The organism is Thioclava sp. ISO4, assembly GCF_058105145.1.
Genome location: NZ_CM176571.1, coordinates 841,545 through 858,104 on the forward strand (window position 1 = coordinate 841,545; position 16,560 = coordinate 858,104).

Below are 16,560 nucleotides of genomic sequence, written 5' to 3' on the forward strand. Positions count from 1 at the left end.
ACCCCAACGTCCCGGAGAGAACCATGCTCGACGCTTCGAAAACCGATAACACCCTTCTCGAGGTCAACAATATCGAGGTGATCTACAATCACGTCATCCTCGTGCTGAAAGGGGTGAGCCTGAGCGTGCCCAAGGGCGGGATCACTGCGCTTCTGGGCGGCAACGGCGCGGGCAAGACGACGACGCTCAAGGCGATCTCCAACCTGCTCAAATCCGAGCGCGGCGAGGTGACGAAAGGCTCGATCACCTATCGCGGCGAACGGGTGCAGGACGGCTCCCCCGCCGATCTGGTCCGCAAGGGCGTGATCCAGGTGATGGAGGGGCGCCATTGCTTCGAACACCTGACCGTCGAGGAAAACCTGCTGACCGGCGCCTATACCCGCAAGGACGGGCGCGCCGCGATCCAGGACGACCTGGAGATGGTCTACACCTATTTCCCGCGCCTCAAGGAGCGCCGCAAATCGCAGGCGGGCTATACCTCGGGCGGGGAGCAGCAGATGGTCGCGATGGGCCGCGCGCTGATGAGCCGCCCCGAGACGATCCTGCTGGACGAGCCCTCGATGGGTCTCGCGCCGCAGCTGGTGGAGCAGATCTTCGAGATCGTGAAATCGGTCAACGAGAACGAGGGCGTGACCTTCCTTCTGGCCGAGCAGAACACCAATGTCGCGCTGCGCTACGCCCATTACGGCTACATTCTGGAGAGCGGTCGCATCGTGATGGACGGTCCCGCAGCCGAGCTGCGCGAGAACCCGGACGTGAAGGAATTCTACCTCGGCATGTCCGACGAAGGCCGCAAGAGCTTCCGCGACGTGCGCAGCTATCGCCGCCGCAAGCGCTGGCTGGCGTAACGGTAACTTATTGATTCAATTGAATTGCTGCGCAGCATTTTTGCCGCGGCACAGGAGCGGTCTGTCCGCTGAACGGAAAGGGTCGAGAGATGGGCGAACATTTCGACGAATTGGAAACCCGCAGCGCCGACGCGCGTGAGGCCTCTCTGGCGGAGTGCCTGCCGGCTCTGATCGGCGCGGCGATGAAGGCTCCGGGGATCGCGGCGCATCTGCAAGGCGTCGACCCGAGCGCGATCACCTCGCGCGAGGCGCTCGCGAAGCTGCCGGTGCTGCGCAAGTCCGACCTTGGCGCTGCGCAGAAAGGCGCGCCGCCCTTCGGCGGGCTGGTCACGAAACCCGCCCATGCCTTCGCGCATATCTTCCAGTCGCCCGGCCCGATCTATGAGCCCGGCGATACCAGCCACAACTGGTGGCGGCTGGGGCGTTTCGTCCATGCCGCAGGCGTCGGTCCCGGCGATATCGTGCAGAACTGCTTCGGCTATCACCTCACCCCCGCGGGGATGATGTTCGAGAATGCCGCGCGCGCGGTGGGCGCCGCCGTTCTGCCTGCGGGCACCGGCCAGACCGAATTGCAGGTGCGCGCAGCCGTCGATATCGGCACTACCACTTACGCGGGCACGCCCGATTACCTGCGCATCATTCTCGAGAAGGCCGAGGAGATGGGCGAGGCGCTGAAAATCACCAAGGCTACTGTGTCGGGCGGCGCGCTCTTCCCGAGCCTGCGTCAGGATTATGCGGATCGAGGCATCGCTTGCCTGCAATGCTACGCCACCGCCGATCTGGGCAATATCGCCTATGAGAGCGCCGCGATGGAGGGGATGATCGTGGACGAGGGTGTGATCGTCGAGATCGTCCGCCCCGGCACCGGCGATCCCGTGGCCCCCGGCGAGGTCGGCGAAGTCGTCGTGACCACGCTCAATCCCGACTACCCGCTGATCCGTTTCGCCACTGGCGATCTCTCGGCGGTGATGGAAGGCGTCAGCCCCTGCGGGCGCACCAATATGCGCATCAAGGGCTGGATGGGCCGCGCCGATCAGACAACCAAGATCAAGGGCATGTTCGTGCGCCCCGAGCAGGTCGCCAGCTTCGTCTCGGCCCATGCCGAGGTGCAAAAGGCCCGCGTCATCGCCACCCGCGACGGCGAGATGGACGTGATGACCGTGCAGATCGAAACCGAGGCCGACGATCCCGCCCGCTTCGACGGTGGCATCCGCGAGGCGCTGAAGATGAAGGGCGTGATCGAACTGGTGTCGCCCGGCTCTTTGCCCAATGATGGGAAGGTCATCGACGACCAGCGCAAATACGACTGAGGAACCGCGCGCGCATCCAGGGGGTTTCTCCGTCAAAGAGAGTGGAGGACCCCATGCGTAAACTTCTTCTGACAGGTGCCGCGATCGCGGCGCTTGGCCTTCCCGCCCATGCCGCCGATCTGGCGCTGGTGCTGGGCAATTCCGATTATCAGCGGATCGACGATCTTCGCTCGGGCACCGCGCTGACCGATAGCGAGGCAAAGCTGCAGACGGCGGGCTTCTCGGTGCTGATCGAGGATGACGCCGACGCAGCCGAGATCCGGTCCCGCTTCCGCGATTTCGTGACCCGTGCGCCCGAGGCCGAGCGGCTGGTCGTGGCGCTCTCGGGCCGTTTTGTCCATTCCGACGGCGAGACGTGGTATCTGCCGGTCGACGCCCGCGACACCTCGCTGCCCGAAGCGGTCAGCGAGGCGCTGCCGCTGTCCGCGGTGATGACCGTGCTCGCCGCCCATCCGGGGCGCGCCGTGCTGCTGCTTGGCTCGGCGGATGACGCGGGCAACGGTCAGGGCCTGACCCAACCGGGGATCGGCACGCTCGACATTCCGCAAGGCGTGACCGTGCTGCGCGGCAGCCCTAAGGATGTGGCCAGCCTGATGTCGGGCGATCTGACCGAGCCGGGCGCTTCGCTGATGCAATCGGCGCAATCCGAAGACCTGCGCGTCAGCGGCTACATGCCACAGGATTTCACCTTGGTCACCGAGCCGTCGGGCAAGAAGCCCGCCCCGGTGAAGACCCCCGAGGCTGACCCGTCGGCCCCGTATTGGGACATGGCGCGCTCCGAGGACACGATTACCGCCTATCAGCTCTATCTCGACCGCTATCCGAACGGCACGAATGCCGCTCAGGCGAAGCAGCGTATCCAGCAGCTGCGCGACGAGCCTCAGCGGCAAGCGAAGGCCGCCGAAGAGGCGCTGAACCTCAGCCGCGATCAGAAGCGCGAGGTGCAACAGAACCTGACGATCCTGAAATTCGATCCGAAAGGCGTCGATGGCATCTTTGGGCCGGGCTCGCGCGGGGCGATCTCGCGCTGGCAGAAAGCCAACGGCTTCGACGATACGAGCTACCTGACCCGCGCCCAACTCACCGCGCTCTCGGCGCAGGGCGAGAAGCGCGCCGCCGAGCTGAAGGCCGAGGCCGAGGCGCGTCAGGCGAAGATTGATCAAGAAGACCGTGCTTATTGGGAGCAGACCGGAAAGGCGGGCGATGAGGCCGGGCTGCGCGCCTATCTCAAGAAATATCCCGACGGGCTGTTTGCGGAACTCGCGCAGGAGCGTCTCGACAAGATCGAAGCCGACCGCCGCTCCGAGGCACAGGCTGCCGACCGCGCAGACTGGGATGCCGCGCGCAAGGCCGACACCATCGCCAGCTACCGCGACTATCTGGCAAGCCGCTCCGACCCGGCCTTCAAAGCCGAGGCCGAGGCGCGCATCGCCGAGCTGCAGCAACAGAATCAGCAAAGCGACGCGATGAAGGAAGCCGCCGCGAAAGAAGCCGCCCTCGGTCTGCCCGGCGTCGCGAAATCTCTGGTAGAGCAACGCCTTGCCCAGATGGGGCTGAAGCCCGGCAAGGTCGACGGTGTGTTCGACAAGGATACCCGCCGCGCGATTCGCCGCTATCAGACCGCAGGCGGGCTGGAAGCCACCGGCTATCTCGATCAGGCCACCGTGGCGCAGCTTCTGGCCGGGGCGATCGGCGCGCGCTAAGCGCCGATCCCTCTCAGCCTCGACGCGCTGAACAAAGGAAAAGGCCGCGCCGGGAAATCCCTGGCGCGGCCTTTATTCGTTTCGGCTCGGCTGCCTCAGCCTTGACGGGCTTTGAAGCGCTTTTGCGTCTTGTTGATCACGTAGACGCGGCCTTTGCGGCGCACGACCTGGCAATCGCGATGACGCTGCTTGAGCGAGCGGAGCGAGTTGCGGACCTTCATCGGCCTTCTCCTGTATCGCGGCGCGCGGTGCGCCTTGAAAAACGAATGCCCCGGGCTTGCAAGCCGGGGGCGGTGAATAGATGGTGGGCGGTACTGGGATCGAACCAGTGGCCACTACGATGTCAACGTAGTGCTCTACCGCTGAGCTAACCGCCCACACCCGTGCGATCCCGTTTGATGCCTTTGATTCGCGCTTGCGGCTAGGCCGCGAAGGGAACCGAAAGGCGCGGTGTCGCGTCGGTCTGGGGGTCTATATAAAGAGTCGAAACGGCTTTCAAGAGGGTTTTGGCGCGAAAGCGTTCCAGTGTAAGATATTAGGCGATCATAAGAGGTTTCATGTCCGACAGCCCAGCCCTTTTGCCGCCGTTCCGGTTGGTTCGCCCCAAGGCGTTGCGGACGGCTGCGGTCTTCGCCTCGCCCCATTCCGGTGCGCAATACCCGCATAGCCTGCAGGAACGGGCCGTTCTGGACATGCTGCGCCTGCGGTCTTCCGAAGATGCTTTCGTCGATGAGCTGCTGGCGGATGTGCCGCGATTCGGCGCGCCGCTTCTCTGCGCGCAGTATCCGAGGGCCTGGGTCGATCTCAACCGGGCGGAGGACGAACTTGATTCGGCGCTGATCGCCGGGCTGGACCGGGCGCATCCGGGGCCGCGCGTCGCGGCCGGTCTCGGGGTGATTCCCCGCGTGGTGTCCGGTGCGCGGGCGATCTATCGCGGCAAGATCCCGATGATCGAGGCCGAGGCGCGCATCAACCATGTCTGGCGGCCCTATCACGCGCAGCTCGAGGCGCTGATGGCCGAGGCGCATGGCGCTTTCGGGCAGGCGATCCTGCTCGATATGCATTCGATGCCGTCCGAGGCCTTGGCCGCGAGCGGGCCGCGCCGCGCGGAAATCGTGCTCGGCGATCGCTACGGCACCAGCGCCGACCGGGAGATCGTGCGCGAGATCGAACTGATCTTCGAAGGCGAAGGGCTGAACGTGGCGCGCAACAGCCCCTTTGCCGGGGCCTATATCACGCAGCGCTACGGGCATCCGCGCGAGGGATATCACGCGATCCAGATCGAGATCGACCGCGCCCTCTACATGGATCAGCACCGCATCGCGCCGAACGAGAATTTCAATGCGTTCGCGGCGCTGATGAGCCGGGCGGCGCGTCAGATCGCCGATCTCGGGGCACATCCGCTGCGCCACGCAGCGGAGTAAGTCACTCTCCGTCCCAGCCGCGCCCGTTGCGGATCGCATCCGCCCCGAATCGCGCCCGGATCGCATCTTTGGCCCGCTCCGCCCCCGCGCGCTTGCCCGCATTGGGATCGAGCAGATCGCCCGCCGGATCGCGCCCATCCGCCGCCGAGAGGTCCGAAAACCCGATGCCGATCAGACGGTAGGCCTGCCCCTTCGGCAGCTTGTCGAACAGCGTCTCACCCGCGCGATAAAGCGTGTCGGCCAATTGGCTCGGCTCCTCCAGCCGGGTCTGCCGGGTCACGGTCGCGAAATCGGCCTTCTTGAGCTTCAGCGTCACCGTCCGCCCCGCCAGATCGCGCGCCTTCATCCGGGCCGAGACCTTCTCGGCCAGATGCCATAGCTTGCCCATCAGCGCCTCGCGATCGGCGATATCGGTGTTGAAGGTGGTCTCGTTCGAGATGGATTTCATCGGCGAGTCGGGAGAGACTCGCCGCGCATCGAGACCGCTGGCCAACTCAAAGAGCCGCCGCCCCGATGCGCCGAAGCGGTCCTCCATCCGCGACAGCCCAGCGCGGCGGATATCGGCGAGCGTGCGGATGCCCGCGCGCCCCAGGGCCGACCGCGTCGCCGCACCCACGCCCCAAAGGATCGACACCGGCTTGTCGCGGAGAAACTCTTCCGTATCGCCGCGCCCGATCACCGAAAATCCGCGCGGCTTGTCCAGGTCCGAGGCGATCTTGGCGAGGAACTTGTTGTGCGAAAGACCGACCGAGGCCGTGACCCCGATCTCCGTCTCGATCTCGCGCGCGAGCCGCGCCATCAGGAGGGCCGGGGGCGCATGATGCAGCCGCTCCGTCCCGCCCAGATCGAGAAACGCCTCGTCGAGTGAGAGTGGCTCGATCAGCGGCGTCAGCTCGACCATCTTCGCCCGAATCTCGCGCGAGACATTGGCGTAATGCTCCATCCGCGGTTTGATGATCACCGCATCGGGGCACAGTTTGCGGGCCTGAAACATCGGCATGGCCGAGCGCACGCCGGAGATGCGCGCGATGTAGCAGCAGGTCGTCACCACCCCACGCGTGCCACCGCCGACGATCACCGCCTGCGAAGACAGTTCGGGATTGTCGCGCTTCTCGACCGAGGCATAGAAGCTGTCGCAATCGATATGCGCGATGGGCAGGTCGAACAGCTCCGGATGCGCCACGATCCGCGCCTTGCCGCAGGCGGGGCAACGCTTCGGCGCCTCGTCAAAACTCTTCAGGCAATCGCGGCAAAGGGCAGGCATGGGGACTCGATCCGGGGGCGTGCCCCTTAGATACTCTCTCTTCGCCTTGGCGGAAATATCCCGGGGGAGAATTGGCGCAGCCAAGAGGGGGCAGCGCCCCCTTATGCCAACGAAAAAGGGGCGGATCGCTCCGCCCCTCTCAATCGGTATTCAGGTGACCTTAGTGCAGCGGCACGCCATCGGCAGGCTTCGTGCCCCCCAGAGGCGCCGCATGGCCGCCGACGATCAGGCCGTTCGGGCCTGCCGTCACTTCGACCGTCGCACCATCCATGATCTCGCCGCCAAGGATCGCCTCGGCCAGCGGGTCCTGCAGCGCGCGTTGGATCACCCGCTTCAGCGGGCGTGCGCCATAGACCGGGTCGTAGCCTGCATCGGCGAGCCACTTGTGGGCCGACTCGTCCAGATCCAGCGTGATCTTGCGCTGTGTCAGACGCGTCTCCAGCCGCTTGAGCTGGATTTCCACGATCCCGTCCATATTCTCGCGGTTCAGGCGATCGAAGATCACCATCTCGTCGAGACGGTTCAGGAATTCGGGGCGGAAATGCGCCCGCACCGCATCCATCACCTGACGCTTGGCCTCGCCCGCATCCGTGCCTTCCGGCAGCTGGCTGAGCGCTTGGCTGCCGAGGTTCGAGGTCAGCACGATCAGCGTCTGCTTGAAGTCGACCGTGCGGCCCTGACCATCGGTCAGCACACCATCGTCAAGCACCTGCAGCAGCACGTTGAACACGTCCGGGTGTGCCTTCTCGACCTCGTCGAACAGCACGACCTGATAGGGACGCCGCCGGACCGCTTCGGTCAGAACGCCACCCTCGTCATAGCCGACATAGCCCGGAGGGGCACCGATCAGCCGGGCCACGGAGTGTTTCTCCATGAACTCGGACATGTCGATCCGCACCATCGCCTGATCGTCGTCGAACAGGTAATTCGCGACGGCCTTGGTCAGCTCGGTCTTACCCACGCCGGTCGGGCCGAGGAAGAGGAACGAACCCAGCGGGCGGTTCTCGTCATTGAGCCCGGCACGCGCCCGGCGCACGGCGTTCGACACGGCGGTGATCGCTGCATCCTGACCGACGACGCGCTTGTGCAGCTCGTCTTCCATCTTCAGCAGCTTCTCGCGCTCGCCCTCCAGCATCTTCGAGGTCGGGATGCCGGTCCAGCGTTCGACCACTTCGGCGATCTGCTCGGGACGCACCGATTCCTCGACCATCAGCTCTTCGCCTTCGGCCTCATCGGCTGCAGCGAGTTGCTTTTCGAGGCTCGGGATGATGCCGTAGCTCAGCTCACCAGCGCGGGCGAGATTGCCTTCGCGCTTGGCTTGATCGAGCTCGGCCCGGGCCTTGTCGAGCTGCTCTTTCAGGCTCCGGCCCGATTCCAGCTTGTCCCGCTCGGCCTGCCACTTGGCAGTCATTTCCGAAGCGCGATCCTGCAGGTCGGCCAGTTCCTTCTCGAGCTTCTCGAGACGGTCCTTCGACGCTGTGTCGTCCTCTTTCTTCAGCGCTTCCGCTTCGATCTGCATCTGCAGGATCTGACGGTCGAGCGCATCGAGTTCCTCGGGCTTGCTGTCCACTTCCATGCGCAGACGCGAGGCGGCCTCGTCCACGAGGTCGATCGCCTTGTCGGGCAGGAAGCGGTCGGTGATGTAGCGATGCGAGAGCGTCGCCGCCGAGACCAGCGCCGAGTCGGAGATTTTCACCCCGTGGTGAAGCTCGTATTTCTCCTTGATGCCGCGCAGGATCGAGATCGTGTCCTCGACCGTCGGCTCTTCCACCATTACGGGCTGGAAACGCCGGGCCAGAGCCGCGTCCTTCTCGACATATTTGCGATACTCGTCGAGCGTCGTCGCCCCCACGCAGTGCAGCTCACCGCGCGCCAGCGCCGGCTTGATCAGGTTCGCCGCATCCATCGCGCCATCGGATTTCCCGGCGCCGACGAGCGTATGCATCTCGTCGATGAAGAGGATGATCTCACCCGCAGCGGCCTCGATTTCCTTGAGGATCGCCTTCAGACGCTCTTCGAACTCACCGCGATATTTCGCACCCGCGATCAGCGCGCCCATGTCGAGCGCGAGGAGCCGCTTGTCGCGCAAGCTTTCCGGCACGTCCCCGTCGATGATGCGCAGCGCGAGACCTTCCGCGATCGCGGTCTTACCCACGCCGGGCTCACCGATCAGAACCGGGTTGTTCTTGGTCCGGCGCGACAGCACCTGCATCGCGCGGCGAATTTCCTCGTCGCGGCCGATGATCGGGTCGATCTTGCCCTGCTCGGCGGCCTCGGTCAGATCGCGCGCGTATTTCTTGAGCGCCTCATAGCCCTCTTCGGCCGAAGCGGAATCCGCCGTGCGGCCCTTGCGCAGGTCGTTGATCGCGGCGTTGAGCTTCTGCGCCGTCACAGCGCCCGCATCGAGCGCATCCTTGGCGCGCGTGTTCACCATGGCCAGAGCCATCAGCACACGCTCCACCGGGACGAAGCTGTCGCCTGCTTTCTTGGCGATTTTCTCGGCCTCGTCGAGCACGCGCACGAGGCTCTGCTCGACATAGACCTGCCCGTCGCCGCCCGACACTTTCGGCAGTTTCGACACCGCCAGATCGACGGCCTCGAGCACGCGGGCAGGCTCGCCGCCGGCGCGCTTGATCAGGTTGGCCGATAGCCCCTGATCGTCATCCATCAAAGCCTTCAGAAGATGCTCGGGCACCACACGTTGATGACCCTCGCGCATCGCGATCGTCTGCGCGGCCTGAAGGAAACCGCGAGACCGCTCCGTGAACTTCTCCATGTTCATCGGCATTCTCCTTTTTTAAAGCCCCCGGGATGTGTCTGGCCCTGAATAGGCGCCGTCCTGACCGGGTCTCGTTATGAAAAATGGGATGTGGCGCATCCCGGTTCAAGAGCTTTTCGGCGACCATTTCGCCGCAGAAGGAAACCAAAACGCAAGGTTTAGCGTTTACGCAGGGACACCCACACAGGAGGCTCCGAGGATGCATCATGCCAGCGCCACGCGCATCGCGCGCCTGATTTACAACGCCGCGCAGCGCCGTTTCGAGGCGGTCGTCGAATTCTTCACCCCCGGGATCGCGCAGCCGCTGCGGGTGCCTGTTCGGGTCGAAGCCAGCCCGAATATTCCCCATCGCCAGCTTGCCCGCGCGCTGACCCGCGAAGCGCAGCGTCGTGGTATCGGCGGGCTGTGATCCCGCGAACGGCTTGACGTAGCGGTGATTGATCCGCATCAGGGGGCGATCTTGAAAAGGAGCGCCCCGCGATGACCGACATGACCCTGCCCGCCGACGACCGTCTCATCGTCGCCCTCGACGTGCCGAGCGCCTATGAAGGCCTCGTGCTGGCGAACCAGCTGGGCGACTCGGTGTCCTTCTACAAGATCGGTCTGGGGATGCTCACCGGCGGCGGCCTCGCGCTGGCCAGCGAGCTGAAGCAGGATCAGGGCAAGCGCATCTTCCTCGATATGAAGCTGTTCGACATCGGCGCGACGGTCGAGAACGCCGTGCGCGGGCTGGCGCAGTTCGATCTCGATTTCCTGACCGTGCATGGCGACCCCTATGTGGTGAAGGCCGCCAAGGAAGGCGCCGCTGGCACCGATCTGAAAATCCTCGCCGTGACGATCCTGACCTCGCTCGACCGCGAGGACCTGAACGGTGCGCTCATCAAGGACGGCGCGATTAGCGATCTCGTCGCGGAACGTGCGGGGCGCGCGTTCGAGGCGGGCGCGGATGGCGTGATCGCCTCGCCGCAGGAAGCCGCGATGATCCGTGCGCTGCCCGAAGCGGCTGGCAAGTTGATCGTGACGCCGGGTGTGCGCCCGACCGGGGCCGATCTCGGCGATCAGAAGCGTATCGCGACCCCGGCGGCTGCCGTGGGCGCAGGTGCCGACCATATCGTCGTCGGTCGCCCGATCCACCGCGCGCCCGATCCGCGGGCTGCGGCGGAAGCGATCCTCAAAGAATTGCAGGGCTGATTAGCATCTCTTACTGACCGTCGCCGCCGGTCGCCGGGCCGCTCGTCTTCGAGTCGGGCGCCACGTTGACCTGTGCGGCGTTCGGGTCGGATATCTGCTGCTCGCTCGGCGGATCGGTGGCGACGTCATCCCCCCCGTCGATCGGCGTATCGGCAACGAGCCAGACCACGACACCCAGCGCTGCAGCCAGAGCGACGAGGGTGAGTATCACGCCGCCGAGACTGCTCTGTCGGTTCGAATCCTTGGCCATTCTTGCTCGCCTCTTCGCTTTGATCCCTCGGTAAAGGAAACGCGAGGCTCTGACCTGCGTTCCTCCTCCCGTCATCAGATAGGCGGAGCATGGCGCAAAATGAAACGGCGCCCCGCAGGACGCCGCTTCACTTGCACGTGATCTACGAGGGCCGAAATCAGTTCGAGCCGCCGCTTTGCGTGGTGGCCTCAGCCGAAGCGCCGCTCGTGTCGGTGCTGCTGCCGCTGGCTGCCGCATCGCCCGAGGCGTCGGCGCTCGACGAGTCCGCCGGGGCTGCGTTGTCGTTGTTCTCGATCGTGACCGAGGTGGCGCTCGCATCGCTCTCAGCGGGCGCGGTGGTGGCGCTTTCGTCACCGGGCGACAGCATCAGCCAAAGAACGATGCCGAGGGCGACGACGACCGCGCCCAGAACGAAATAGATGCCGCCCAGGCCCGAGCGTTCGTGATTATGCGTGTCAGACATGATGATCTCCTGTCGATGTTCATCTCTCTGTATTGGCGAGAGAACATCGATGGCCCGCGTCCAGTTCCCGCGATGCGCGAGAACCCGCCGGCAGCGGTTTCCTCACATGTCTTCAGTTCTCGTTAATATCGTCATGCCATTGTTTCACCTGACCGCGCCGCACGCCCATCAGTTTGCGCAGCGCGAGCCATGCGATGATCGACAGAACCGCGAAGGTGATCAGCGTGATCGGCACCGAGTTTCCGACGATGCCGATCCAGATCAGCCCGCCGGTAATCACCGCCCCAATCGAGAAGCCGAGGAAGATGAAGCCGGGGATGATCATCTCGGCCCCGCCCAGCACCAGCCCGGCCAGAACCCAGACCCACGGAAGTTGCCAGAGGTCCATCACGCTTTCCTCAGAAGCTGGAAGGCGTCGGTGAAGGCTTCGAGGGCTGCGGCAGGCAGGATCACGGTCTGCTTGCCTTCGCCCTTGGCAACTTGAGCCAACGCGTCGACCTGTTTCAGCGCGACCTGATATTGCGCGGCCTCCAAGCCATTCTTCGCGATGGCTTCGGCAACGACCTCCGTGGCATAGGCTTCCGCATCGGCTGAGATGCGGCGCGCTTCGGCCTCTTTCTGTGCCTGGAACAGCTGGGCTTCGGCGGCGAGTTCGACCGCGCGCTTCTTGCCCTCGGCCTCGGTCACCTGCGCCCGGCGCGCGCGTTCGGCATTCAACTGCTGAAGCATCGCGGCGCGGGTCGCCTCGTCGAGATTGACGTCGAGAATCTCGGCGCGCGTCACCTCGATCCCCCAATCGTCGACCATCACGGCGACCTGTTCGCGGACCTTCTCGATCAGGCGGGCGCGGTTCGACTGCACCTCGTCGAGCTCGATCACCCCGATCTCGGAGCGCACGATCCCCGCCACGGTCGTCGCGATCGCGGCGTCGACATCGCGGATGCGGTAGACGGTCTTTTCCGGTTCGGTGATCCGGTAGAACACCGAGGTCTCGACCTTCACCAGCACGTTGTCGGCGGTGATCGCGTCCTGCATCGCGTTGGGCAACTGGCGCTCGAGGATCGAGATCTTGTGCGGCACCCGGTCGAGGAACGGCACGATGAAGTTGATGCCGGGGCCGAGCACCGCGCGCAGCCGCCCAAAGCGCTCCACGACGTGCTTCTCGGATTGCGGCACGATCCGCACGCCGAGGAAGACCGACAGGATCAGCAGCGCCGCGACGGCGATCATCACAATATCGCTGCCGGTTAGGGAATTCGGGAAAAACATCTGGGTCTCGACCTTCTGAGCTTAAACTTGGTTACCGGGAAACACGCGCAAGGCGAGCAATGTCAGCACCACGAGCACGGCCCAGCCCCCGGGCCGTGCGATGAGCCAGACCGCGAGCGCGAAGCCTATCCCGACGATACGACTGCTCGCCGTCGCGAGAAAGCCGAACAGCACGCCCATCAGGCGAATTCCATCAAATAGGGGGTCATCGACTGCTCCTTGTGGTTTTTCCACAAGTTTGCCGCAACTTCCGCGATTTGGGAAGACTGTTGCGCTCAGCCTAAGCGTGCAGGCAGGCGTAGGCCGCGCAAGACGTCGGCCCCGGACATCGGGCGCTTGCCTGGGCGTTGGGCTTCGAGGATTTCCAGCGCGCCGGTGCCGCAGGCGATGGTGAACCCGTCGAGAATCTCGCCCGGCGCGCCGCTTCCCTCTGCCGGGGCGGCGCGCAGCAGCTTGATCCGTTCCTCGGCGATTTCGGTCCAGGCGCCGGGGAAGGGGGAGAGCCCGTTGATATGGCGGATCACCTCATCGGCGGGGCGCGTCCAGTCGACCTGCGCCTCCGCCTTGTCGATCTTCGCGGCATAGGTCACGCCATCCTCGGGCTGCGGCTGAAGGATCAGCGAGTCGATCTCGGACAGCGCATCGAGGATCAGCCGCGCGCCCATCGCGCTCAGCCGATCATGCAGCTCGCCGGTGGTCTCCGTCGCGCCGATCTCGGTCGCTTCGCGCAGCAGAACCGGCCCGGTATCGAGACCGGCTTCCATCTGCATGATGCAGATGCCGGTCTGGCTGTCGCCTGCCATGATCGCCCGGTGGATCGGCGCGGCCCCGCGCCAGCGCGGGAGCAGCGAGGCGTGGATATTCAGGCAGCCCTTCGCGGGCGCATCCAGAATAGCCTGCGGCAGGATCAGCCCGTAGGCCACTACGACCGCGATATCGGCATTCAGCGCGGCGAAGGCTTCACGATCCTCGGGTGCTTTGAAATTCCGCGGGGTGCGCACCTCGATCCCCAGTTCCTCGGCCTTGGCATGGACCGGGGAGGGGCGCTCTTTCTTGCCGCGCCCTGCGGGGCGGGGCGGCTGGCTATAGACGGCGACAACCTCATGCGCGCCGGCCAGCGCCTCCAGAACGGGGACGGAGAACTCCGGCGTTCCCATGAAGATGACGCGCATCGCTTAGCCTTTCGCGAGTTTCTTCGACTTCTGCACCAGCATCTTGCGGCGCAAGGGCGAGAGATGATCGACATACATCTTGCCGTTGAGATGGTCGATCTGGTGCTGAACGCTCGTCGCCCAGAGGCCCACGAAATCGCGGTCCTCCATCTCGCCGTTCTCATTGAGGAAGCGCACCGTCACCGCGCGGGGCCGCTCGATCGGGGCGGAGATACCCGGCAGGTTCGGCGAGGCCTCTTCATGCTTGCGCATCTGCACCGACGCATGAAGCACTTCCGGGTTCGCCATCCGCACGGCCTGACCGCGCTTGTCGGACGCATCGACAACGGCGAGGCGCATCATGATGCCGATCTGCGGCGCGGCAAGCCCCACACCGGGCATCGCATCCATCGTCTCGATCATGTCGTCCCAGATCATGCGAACGGTCTCGGTGATCGCCTCGACCGGCTCGGCGGGGCGATGCAGGCGGCGGTCGTCATAGGGGATGAAGGCGCGCGAAGCCATCAGAGGATCGGATCCTTGGCGGCGCCCGCACGGGCGCGCTCGCGCTTGAGCTTCTCCATCTTGCGGGTGATCATCTTGCGCTTCATCGGACCGAGATAGTCGATGAACAGCTTGCCGTTGAGGTGGTCAAATTCGTGCTGCGCGCAGGTCGCCCAGAGCGCGTCGAACTGTTCCTCATGGCTTTGCCCGTCGAGGCCGAGCCACTTCATCCGCACCTCGGAGGGGCGCGTCACCTCGGCATATTGATCCGGGATCGATAGGCAGCCTTCCTCGTAGACATTGGTCTCTTCCGAGGTCCAGCTGATCTCGGGATTGATCAGGACCATCGGCTCGGGGGCCGCTTCCTTGTCCTTCACGCAATCCATCACGAAGATCCGCTTCATCACGCCGACCTGCGGCCCGGCCAAGCCGATGCCGGGCGCGTCATACATGGTCGCGAGCATGTCATCGGCGAGCTTGCGGATCTCGTCGTTAACTTCGGGCACCGGCTCGCAGACCTTTTTCAGGCGTGGATCGGGATGGATCAGGATCGGTCGTAGCGTCATGGGCAGGGATTTAGGCGAAGCAATGCGTCTGTGCAATGGCAGCGGTGATTGTGCCAGTGACAAAACGCCGTTTGTAACCCGGCTTTGCTTTTGCTCAGATGCGCCCGATCCGACCAATGAGAGGCCCAGATGAGCAAACCCGACTTCGACGAAATCATCGACCGCGTAGGCACCCATTCGCAGAAATGGGACGGGATGGAAAAGTATTACGGGGTTTCGCCGGAAGACGGGATCGCGATGTGGGTCGCGGATATGGATTTCCGCCCGCCCACCTGCGTGCAGCGCGCGCTCGAAGATATGGTCGCGCAGGGTATCTACGGTTACTGGGGCGGCGAGGACGAGTACCGCGCCGCGATCCAGTGGTGGATGCGCGAGCGGCACGGCTGGGAGATCGAGCCGGACTGGATCTTCACGACCCACGGTCTGGTCAACGGCACGGCGCTCTGCGTCGATGCCTATACCGATCCGGGCGATGCGGTGGTTCTGATGACGCCGGTCTACCATGCCTTCGCGCGGGTCATCCGCGCCGCCGGGCGCGAGGTGCGCGAATGCCCGCTGAAACTGGTCGATGGCCGCTACGAGATGGATTTCGACGCTTGGGACGGGCTGATGACGGGGGCCGAGAAGATGCTTGTTCTCTGCTCGCCGCATAATCCCGGCGGGCGCGTCTGGACCCGCGCGGAGCTTGAGGCCACGGCGGCGTTCGCGAAGCGCCATGGGCTGGTGCTGGTCTCGGACGAGATTCACCATGACATCGTGATGCCGGGCGAGACCCATATCCCGATGGCGAAGGCCGCGCCCGATCTGCCGCTGGTGATGATGACGGCCACCACGAAGACCTTCAACATCGCGGGCACGCATACGGGCAACGTGATCATCTCGGCCCCGGATCTGCGCGCCCGATTCGCGTCGCGGATGGCCGCTTTGGGGATCTCGCCCAACAGTTTCGGCATCGCGATGGCGACGGCGGCCTACAGCCCCGAAGGGGCGGCGTGGGTCGATGCGCTGAACGAATATCTCGACGAGAACCGCCGGATCTTCGATCAGGGAGTCGCCGAGATTCCGGGTCTGAAGTCGATGCCGCTCGAAGCGACCTATCTCGCTTGGGTCGATTTCTCCGGCACCGGAATGGAGGCCGAGGAATACAAGTCGCGTGTTCTGAAGGACGCAAAGATCGCGGTGAATTTCGGGGCGACCTTCGGGGCAGGCGGCGAGACCTTCCTGCGCTTCAACCTCGCCACGCCGCGGGCGCGGGTGCGCGAAGCGGTGGAGCGCTTGCAAGCCGCCTTCTCTGATCTGCAATGAAAAAAGGGCCGGTTTTCCGGCCCTTTCCTTTGAAAACTCGGTCGCGCTCAGATCTTCGTCAGGTAGCCCGACAGCGTCGGCCCTTCCTGCGCGAAATCGAGCGCCGCGCGATCGCTGACGGGCGTTTCGCGCTTCACCGTGCAGATCAGCTCGTTTCCCTGAATTTCCGAGGCCACGATCAGGCAGGTCGCGACGTGCTTGGGGCCGTCATAGAGATCGACATGGCCGCGCAGATGCGAGACCTCGTCGGCATCCAACGCGAAGCCACCCGGCACCCGGCGCAGCACCGGCCAGATCTGACCGCCCGCGAGAACACGCAGGCGTGCCTTTTTCGCCGCATCGCGTTTCTGCGCGGCGCGCAGTCCCTCAAGGACCTCCTTGGGCAGGAATTCCATGACATCCTCCAACAGCTTCCCCGTGATCCATGCTGATCACCTCAATGTAAAAAGCAAGTTAACCATTCAGACGATCCGATTCTGCAGCTGCAAAGAGTGCTGAAATTGCAACGGCTTGCAGGGTCGCCGCATCGGCTT

At 64.6% G+C, this 16,560-nt stretch carries 19 protein-coding genes and 1 tRNA gene; 7 read left to right on the plus strand and 13 right to left on the minus strand.

Annotated elements, in window-relative coordinates; translation table 11 throughout:
• Nucleotides 1-23 precede the first annotated feature (23 nt).
• The 3 genes from AC2TZ7_RS04295 (at nt 24) to AC2TZ7_RS04305 (ending at nt 3,861) form a co-directional block, all read left to right on the plus strand.
• The gene (locus tag AC2TZ7_RS04295) at nt 24-848 is read left to right on the plus strand and encodes an ABC transporter ATP-binding protein (protein ID WP_098409740.1); all 825 of its coding nucleotides are present in this window, start codon (nt 24-26) and stop codon (nt 846-848) included.
• A gap of 89 nt (nt 849-937) precedes the next feature.
• Nucleotides 938-2,158: a phenylacetate--CoA ligase family protein gene (locus AC2TZ7_RS04300; RefSeq protein WP_489866014.1), complete on the plus strand. Its 1,221-nt coding sequence runs from the start codon at nt 938-940 to the stop codon at nt 2,156-2,158.
• A 53-nt stretch (nt 2,159-2,211) separates the two neighbouring features.
• Nucleotides 2,212-3,861: a peptidoglycan-binding domain-containing protein gene (locus tag AC2TZ7_RS04305; RefSeq protein WP_489866015.1), complete on the plus strand. Its 1,650-nt coding sequence runs from the start codon at nt 2,212-2,214 to the stop codon at nt 3,859-3,861.
• A 95-nt stretch (nt 3,862-3,956) separates the two neighbouring features.
• Here AC2TZ7_RS04305 and ykgO read toward each other — a convergent pair whose 3' ends face one another.
• Nucleotides 3,957-4,082: a type B 50S ribosomal protein L36 gene (ykgO, locus tag AC2TZ7_RS04310; RefSeq protein WP_038074920.1), complete on the minus strand. Its 126-nt coding sequence runs from the start codon at nt 4,080-4,082 to the stop codon at nt 3,957-3,959.
• Between the two features lie 81 nt (nt 4,083-4,163).
• A tRNA-Val gene (locus AC2TZ7_RS04315) sits at nt 4,164-4,238 on the minus strand.
• A 180-nt stretch (nt 4,239-4,418) separates the two neighbouring features.
• Here AC2TZ7_RS04315 and AC2TZ7_RS04320 point away from each other — a divergent pair.
• Nucleotides 4,419-5,285 (plus strand): N-formylglutamate amidohydrolase, encoded by an 867-nt coding sequence (locus tag AC2TZ7_RS04320; protein WP_274963265.1) that lies wholly within the window; start codon nt 4,419-4,421, stop codon nt 5,283-5,285.
• Between the two features lies 1 nt (nt 5,286).
• On the opposite strand, the gene AC2TZ7_RS04325 is transcribed toward AC2TZ7_RS04320, so the two are convergent.
• Together AC2TZ7_RS04325 and clpB are read right to left on the minus strand one after the other, a co-directional pair.
• On the minus strand, nt 5,287-6,549 hold the full coding sequence (locus tag AC2TZ7_RS04325) for a DNA polymerase IV (protein WP_489866016.1): 1,263 nt from the start codon (nt 6,547-6,549) through the stop codon (nt 5,287-5,289).
• 160 nt (nt 6,550-6,709) lie between these two features.
• On the minus strand, nt 6,710-9,331 hold the full coding sequence (clpB, locus tag AC2TZ7_RS04330; RefSeq protein WP_489866017.1) for an ATP-dependent chaperone ClpB: 2,622 nt from the start codon (nt 9,329-9,331) through the stop codon (nt 6,710-6,712).
• Between the two features lie 196 nt (nt 9,332-9,527).
• Between clpB and AC2TZ7_RS04335 the strand changes: the two genes are divergently transcribed.
• Nucleotides 9,528-9,737: a hypothetical protein gene (locus AC2TZ7_RS04335; protein ID WP_098409746.1), complete on the plus strand. Its 210-nt coding sequence runs from the start codon at nt 9,528-9,530 to the stop codon at nt 9,735-9,737.
• Between the two features lie 71 nt (nt 9,738-9,808).
• The gene (gene pyrF, locus AC2TZ7_RS04340; RefSeq protein ID WP_408648105.1) at nt 9,809-10,519 is read left to right on the plus strand and encodes an orotidine-5'-phosphate decarboxylase; all 711 of its coding nucleotides are present in this window, start codon (nt 9,809-9,811) and stop codon (nt 10,517-10,519) included.
• 10 nt (nt 10,520-10,529) lie between these two features.
• Here the strand turns inward: pyrF and AC2TZ7_RS04345 are convergent, their stop codons facing one another.
• From AC2TZ7_RS04345 to def (AC2TZ7_RS04380), 8 genes are all read right to left on the minus strand, one after another.
• Nucleotides 10,530-10,769, minus strand: a complete 240-nt coding sequence (locus AC2TZ7_RS04345; RefSeq protein WP_098409747.1) for a hypothetical protein — start codon at nt 10,767-10,769, stop codon at nt 10,530-10,532.
• Between the two features lie 157 nt (nt 10,770-10,926).
• A complete protein-coding gene (locus tag AC2TZ7_RS04350; RefSeq protein ID WP_489866018.1) occupies nt 10,927-11,232 on the minus strand; it encodes a hypothetical protein in 306 nt (101 codons plus the stop codon).
• Between the two features lie 112 nt (nt 11,233-11,344).
• Nucleotides 11,345-11,620 carry an NfeD family protein gene (locus AC2TZ7_RS04355; RefSeq protein WP_078550788.1) on the minus strand — a complete coding sequence of 92 codons (276 nt, stop codon included), beginning with the start codon at nt 11,618-11,620 and terminating at the stop codon, nt 11,345-11,347.
• The gene (locus AC2TZ7_RS04360) at nt 11,620-12,462 is read right to left on the minus strand and encodes an SPFH domain-containing protein (RefSeq protein WP_489866019.1); all 843 of its coding nucleotides are present in this window, start codon (nt 12,460-12,462) and stop codon (nt 11,620-11,622) included. Before AC2TZ7_RS04360 ends, AC2TZ7_RS04355 begins: the two co-directional genes overlap by 1 nt.
• Before the next feature lie 60 nt (nt 12,463-12,522).
• Nucleotides 12,523-12,681, minus strand: a complete 159-nt coding sequence (locus AC2TZ7_RS04365; protein ID WP_166741273.1) for a hypothetical protein — start codon at nt 12,679-12,681, stop codon at nt 12,523-12,525.
• A gap of 95 nt (nt 12,682-12,776) precedes the next feature.
• Nucleotides 12,777-13,673 (minus strand): methionyl-tRNA formyltransferase, encoded by an 897-nt coding sequence (gene fmt, locus AC2TZ7_RS04370; RefSeq protein WP_489866020.1) that lies wholly within the window; start codon nt 13,671-13,673, stop codon nt 12,777-12,779.
• Between the two features lie 3 nt (nt 13,674-13,676).
• Nucleotides 13,677-14,177: a peptide deformylase gene (gene def / locus AC2TZ7_RS04375; RefSeq protein ID WP_489866021.1), complete on the minus strand. Its 501-nt coding sequence runs from the start codon at nt 14,175-14,177 to the stop codon at nt 13,677-13,679.
• Complete coding sequence (gene def, locus AC2TZ7_RS04380) at nt 14,177-14,722, minus strand: peptide deformylase (RefSeq protein ID WP_075775430.1); 546 nt, start codon at nt 14,720-14,722, stop codon at nt 14,177-14,179. Before def (AC2TZ7_RS04380) ends, def (AC2TZ7_RS04375) begins: the two co-directional genes overlap by 1 nt.
• 129 nt (nt 14,723-14,851) lie before the next feature.
• On the opposite strand from def (AC2TZ7_RS04380), the gene AC2TZ7_RS04385 reads away from it, so the two are divergent.
• On the plus strand, nt 14,852-16,027 hold the full coding sequence (locus tag AC2TZ7_RS04385; RefSeq protein ID WP_489866022.1) for a MalY/PatB family protein: 1,176 nt from the start codon (nt 14,852-14,854) through the stop codon (nt 16,025-16,027).
• Between the two features lie 47 nt (nt 16,028-16,074).
• Here AC2TZ7_RS04385 and AC2TZ7_RS04390 read toward each other — a convergent pair whose 3' ends face one another.
• The gene (locus AC2TZ7_RS04390; RefSeq protein ID WP_078570812.1) at nt 16,075-16,422 is read right to left on the minus strand and encodes a hypothetical protein; all 348 of its coding nucleotides are present in this window, start codon (nt 16,420-16,422) and stop codon (nt 16,075-16,077) included.
• Nucleotides 16,423-16,560 lie beyond the last annotated feature (138 nt).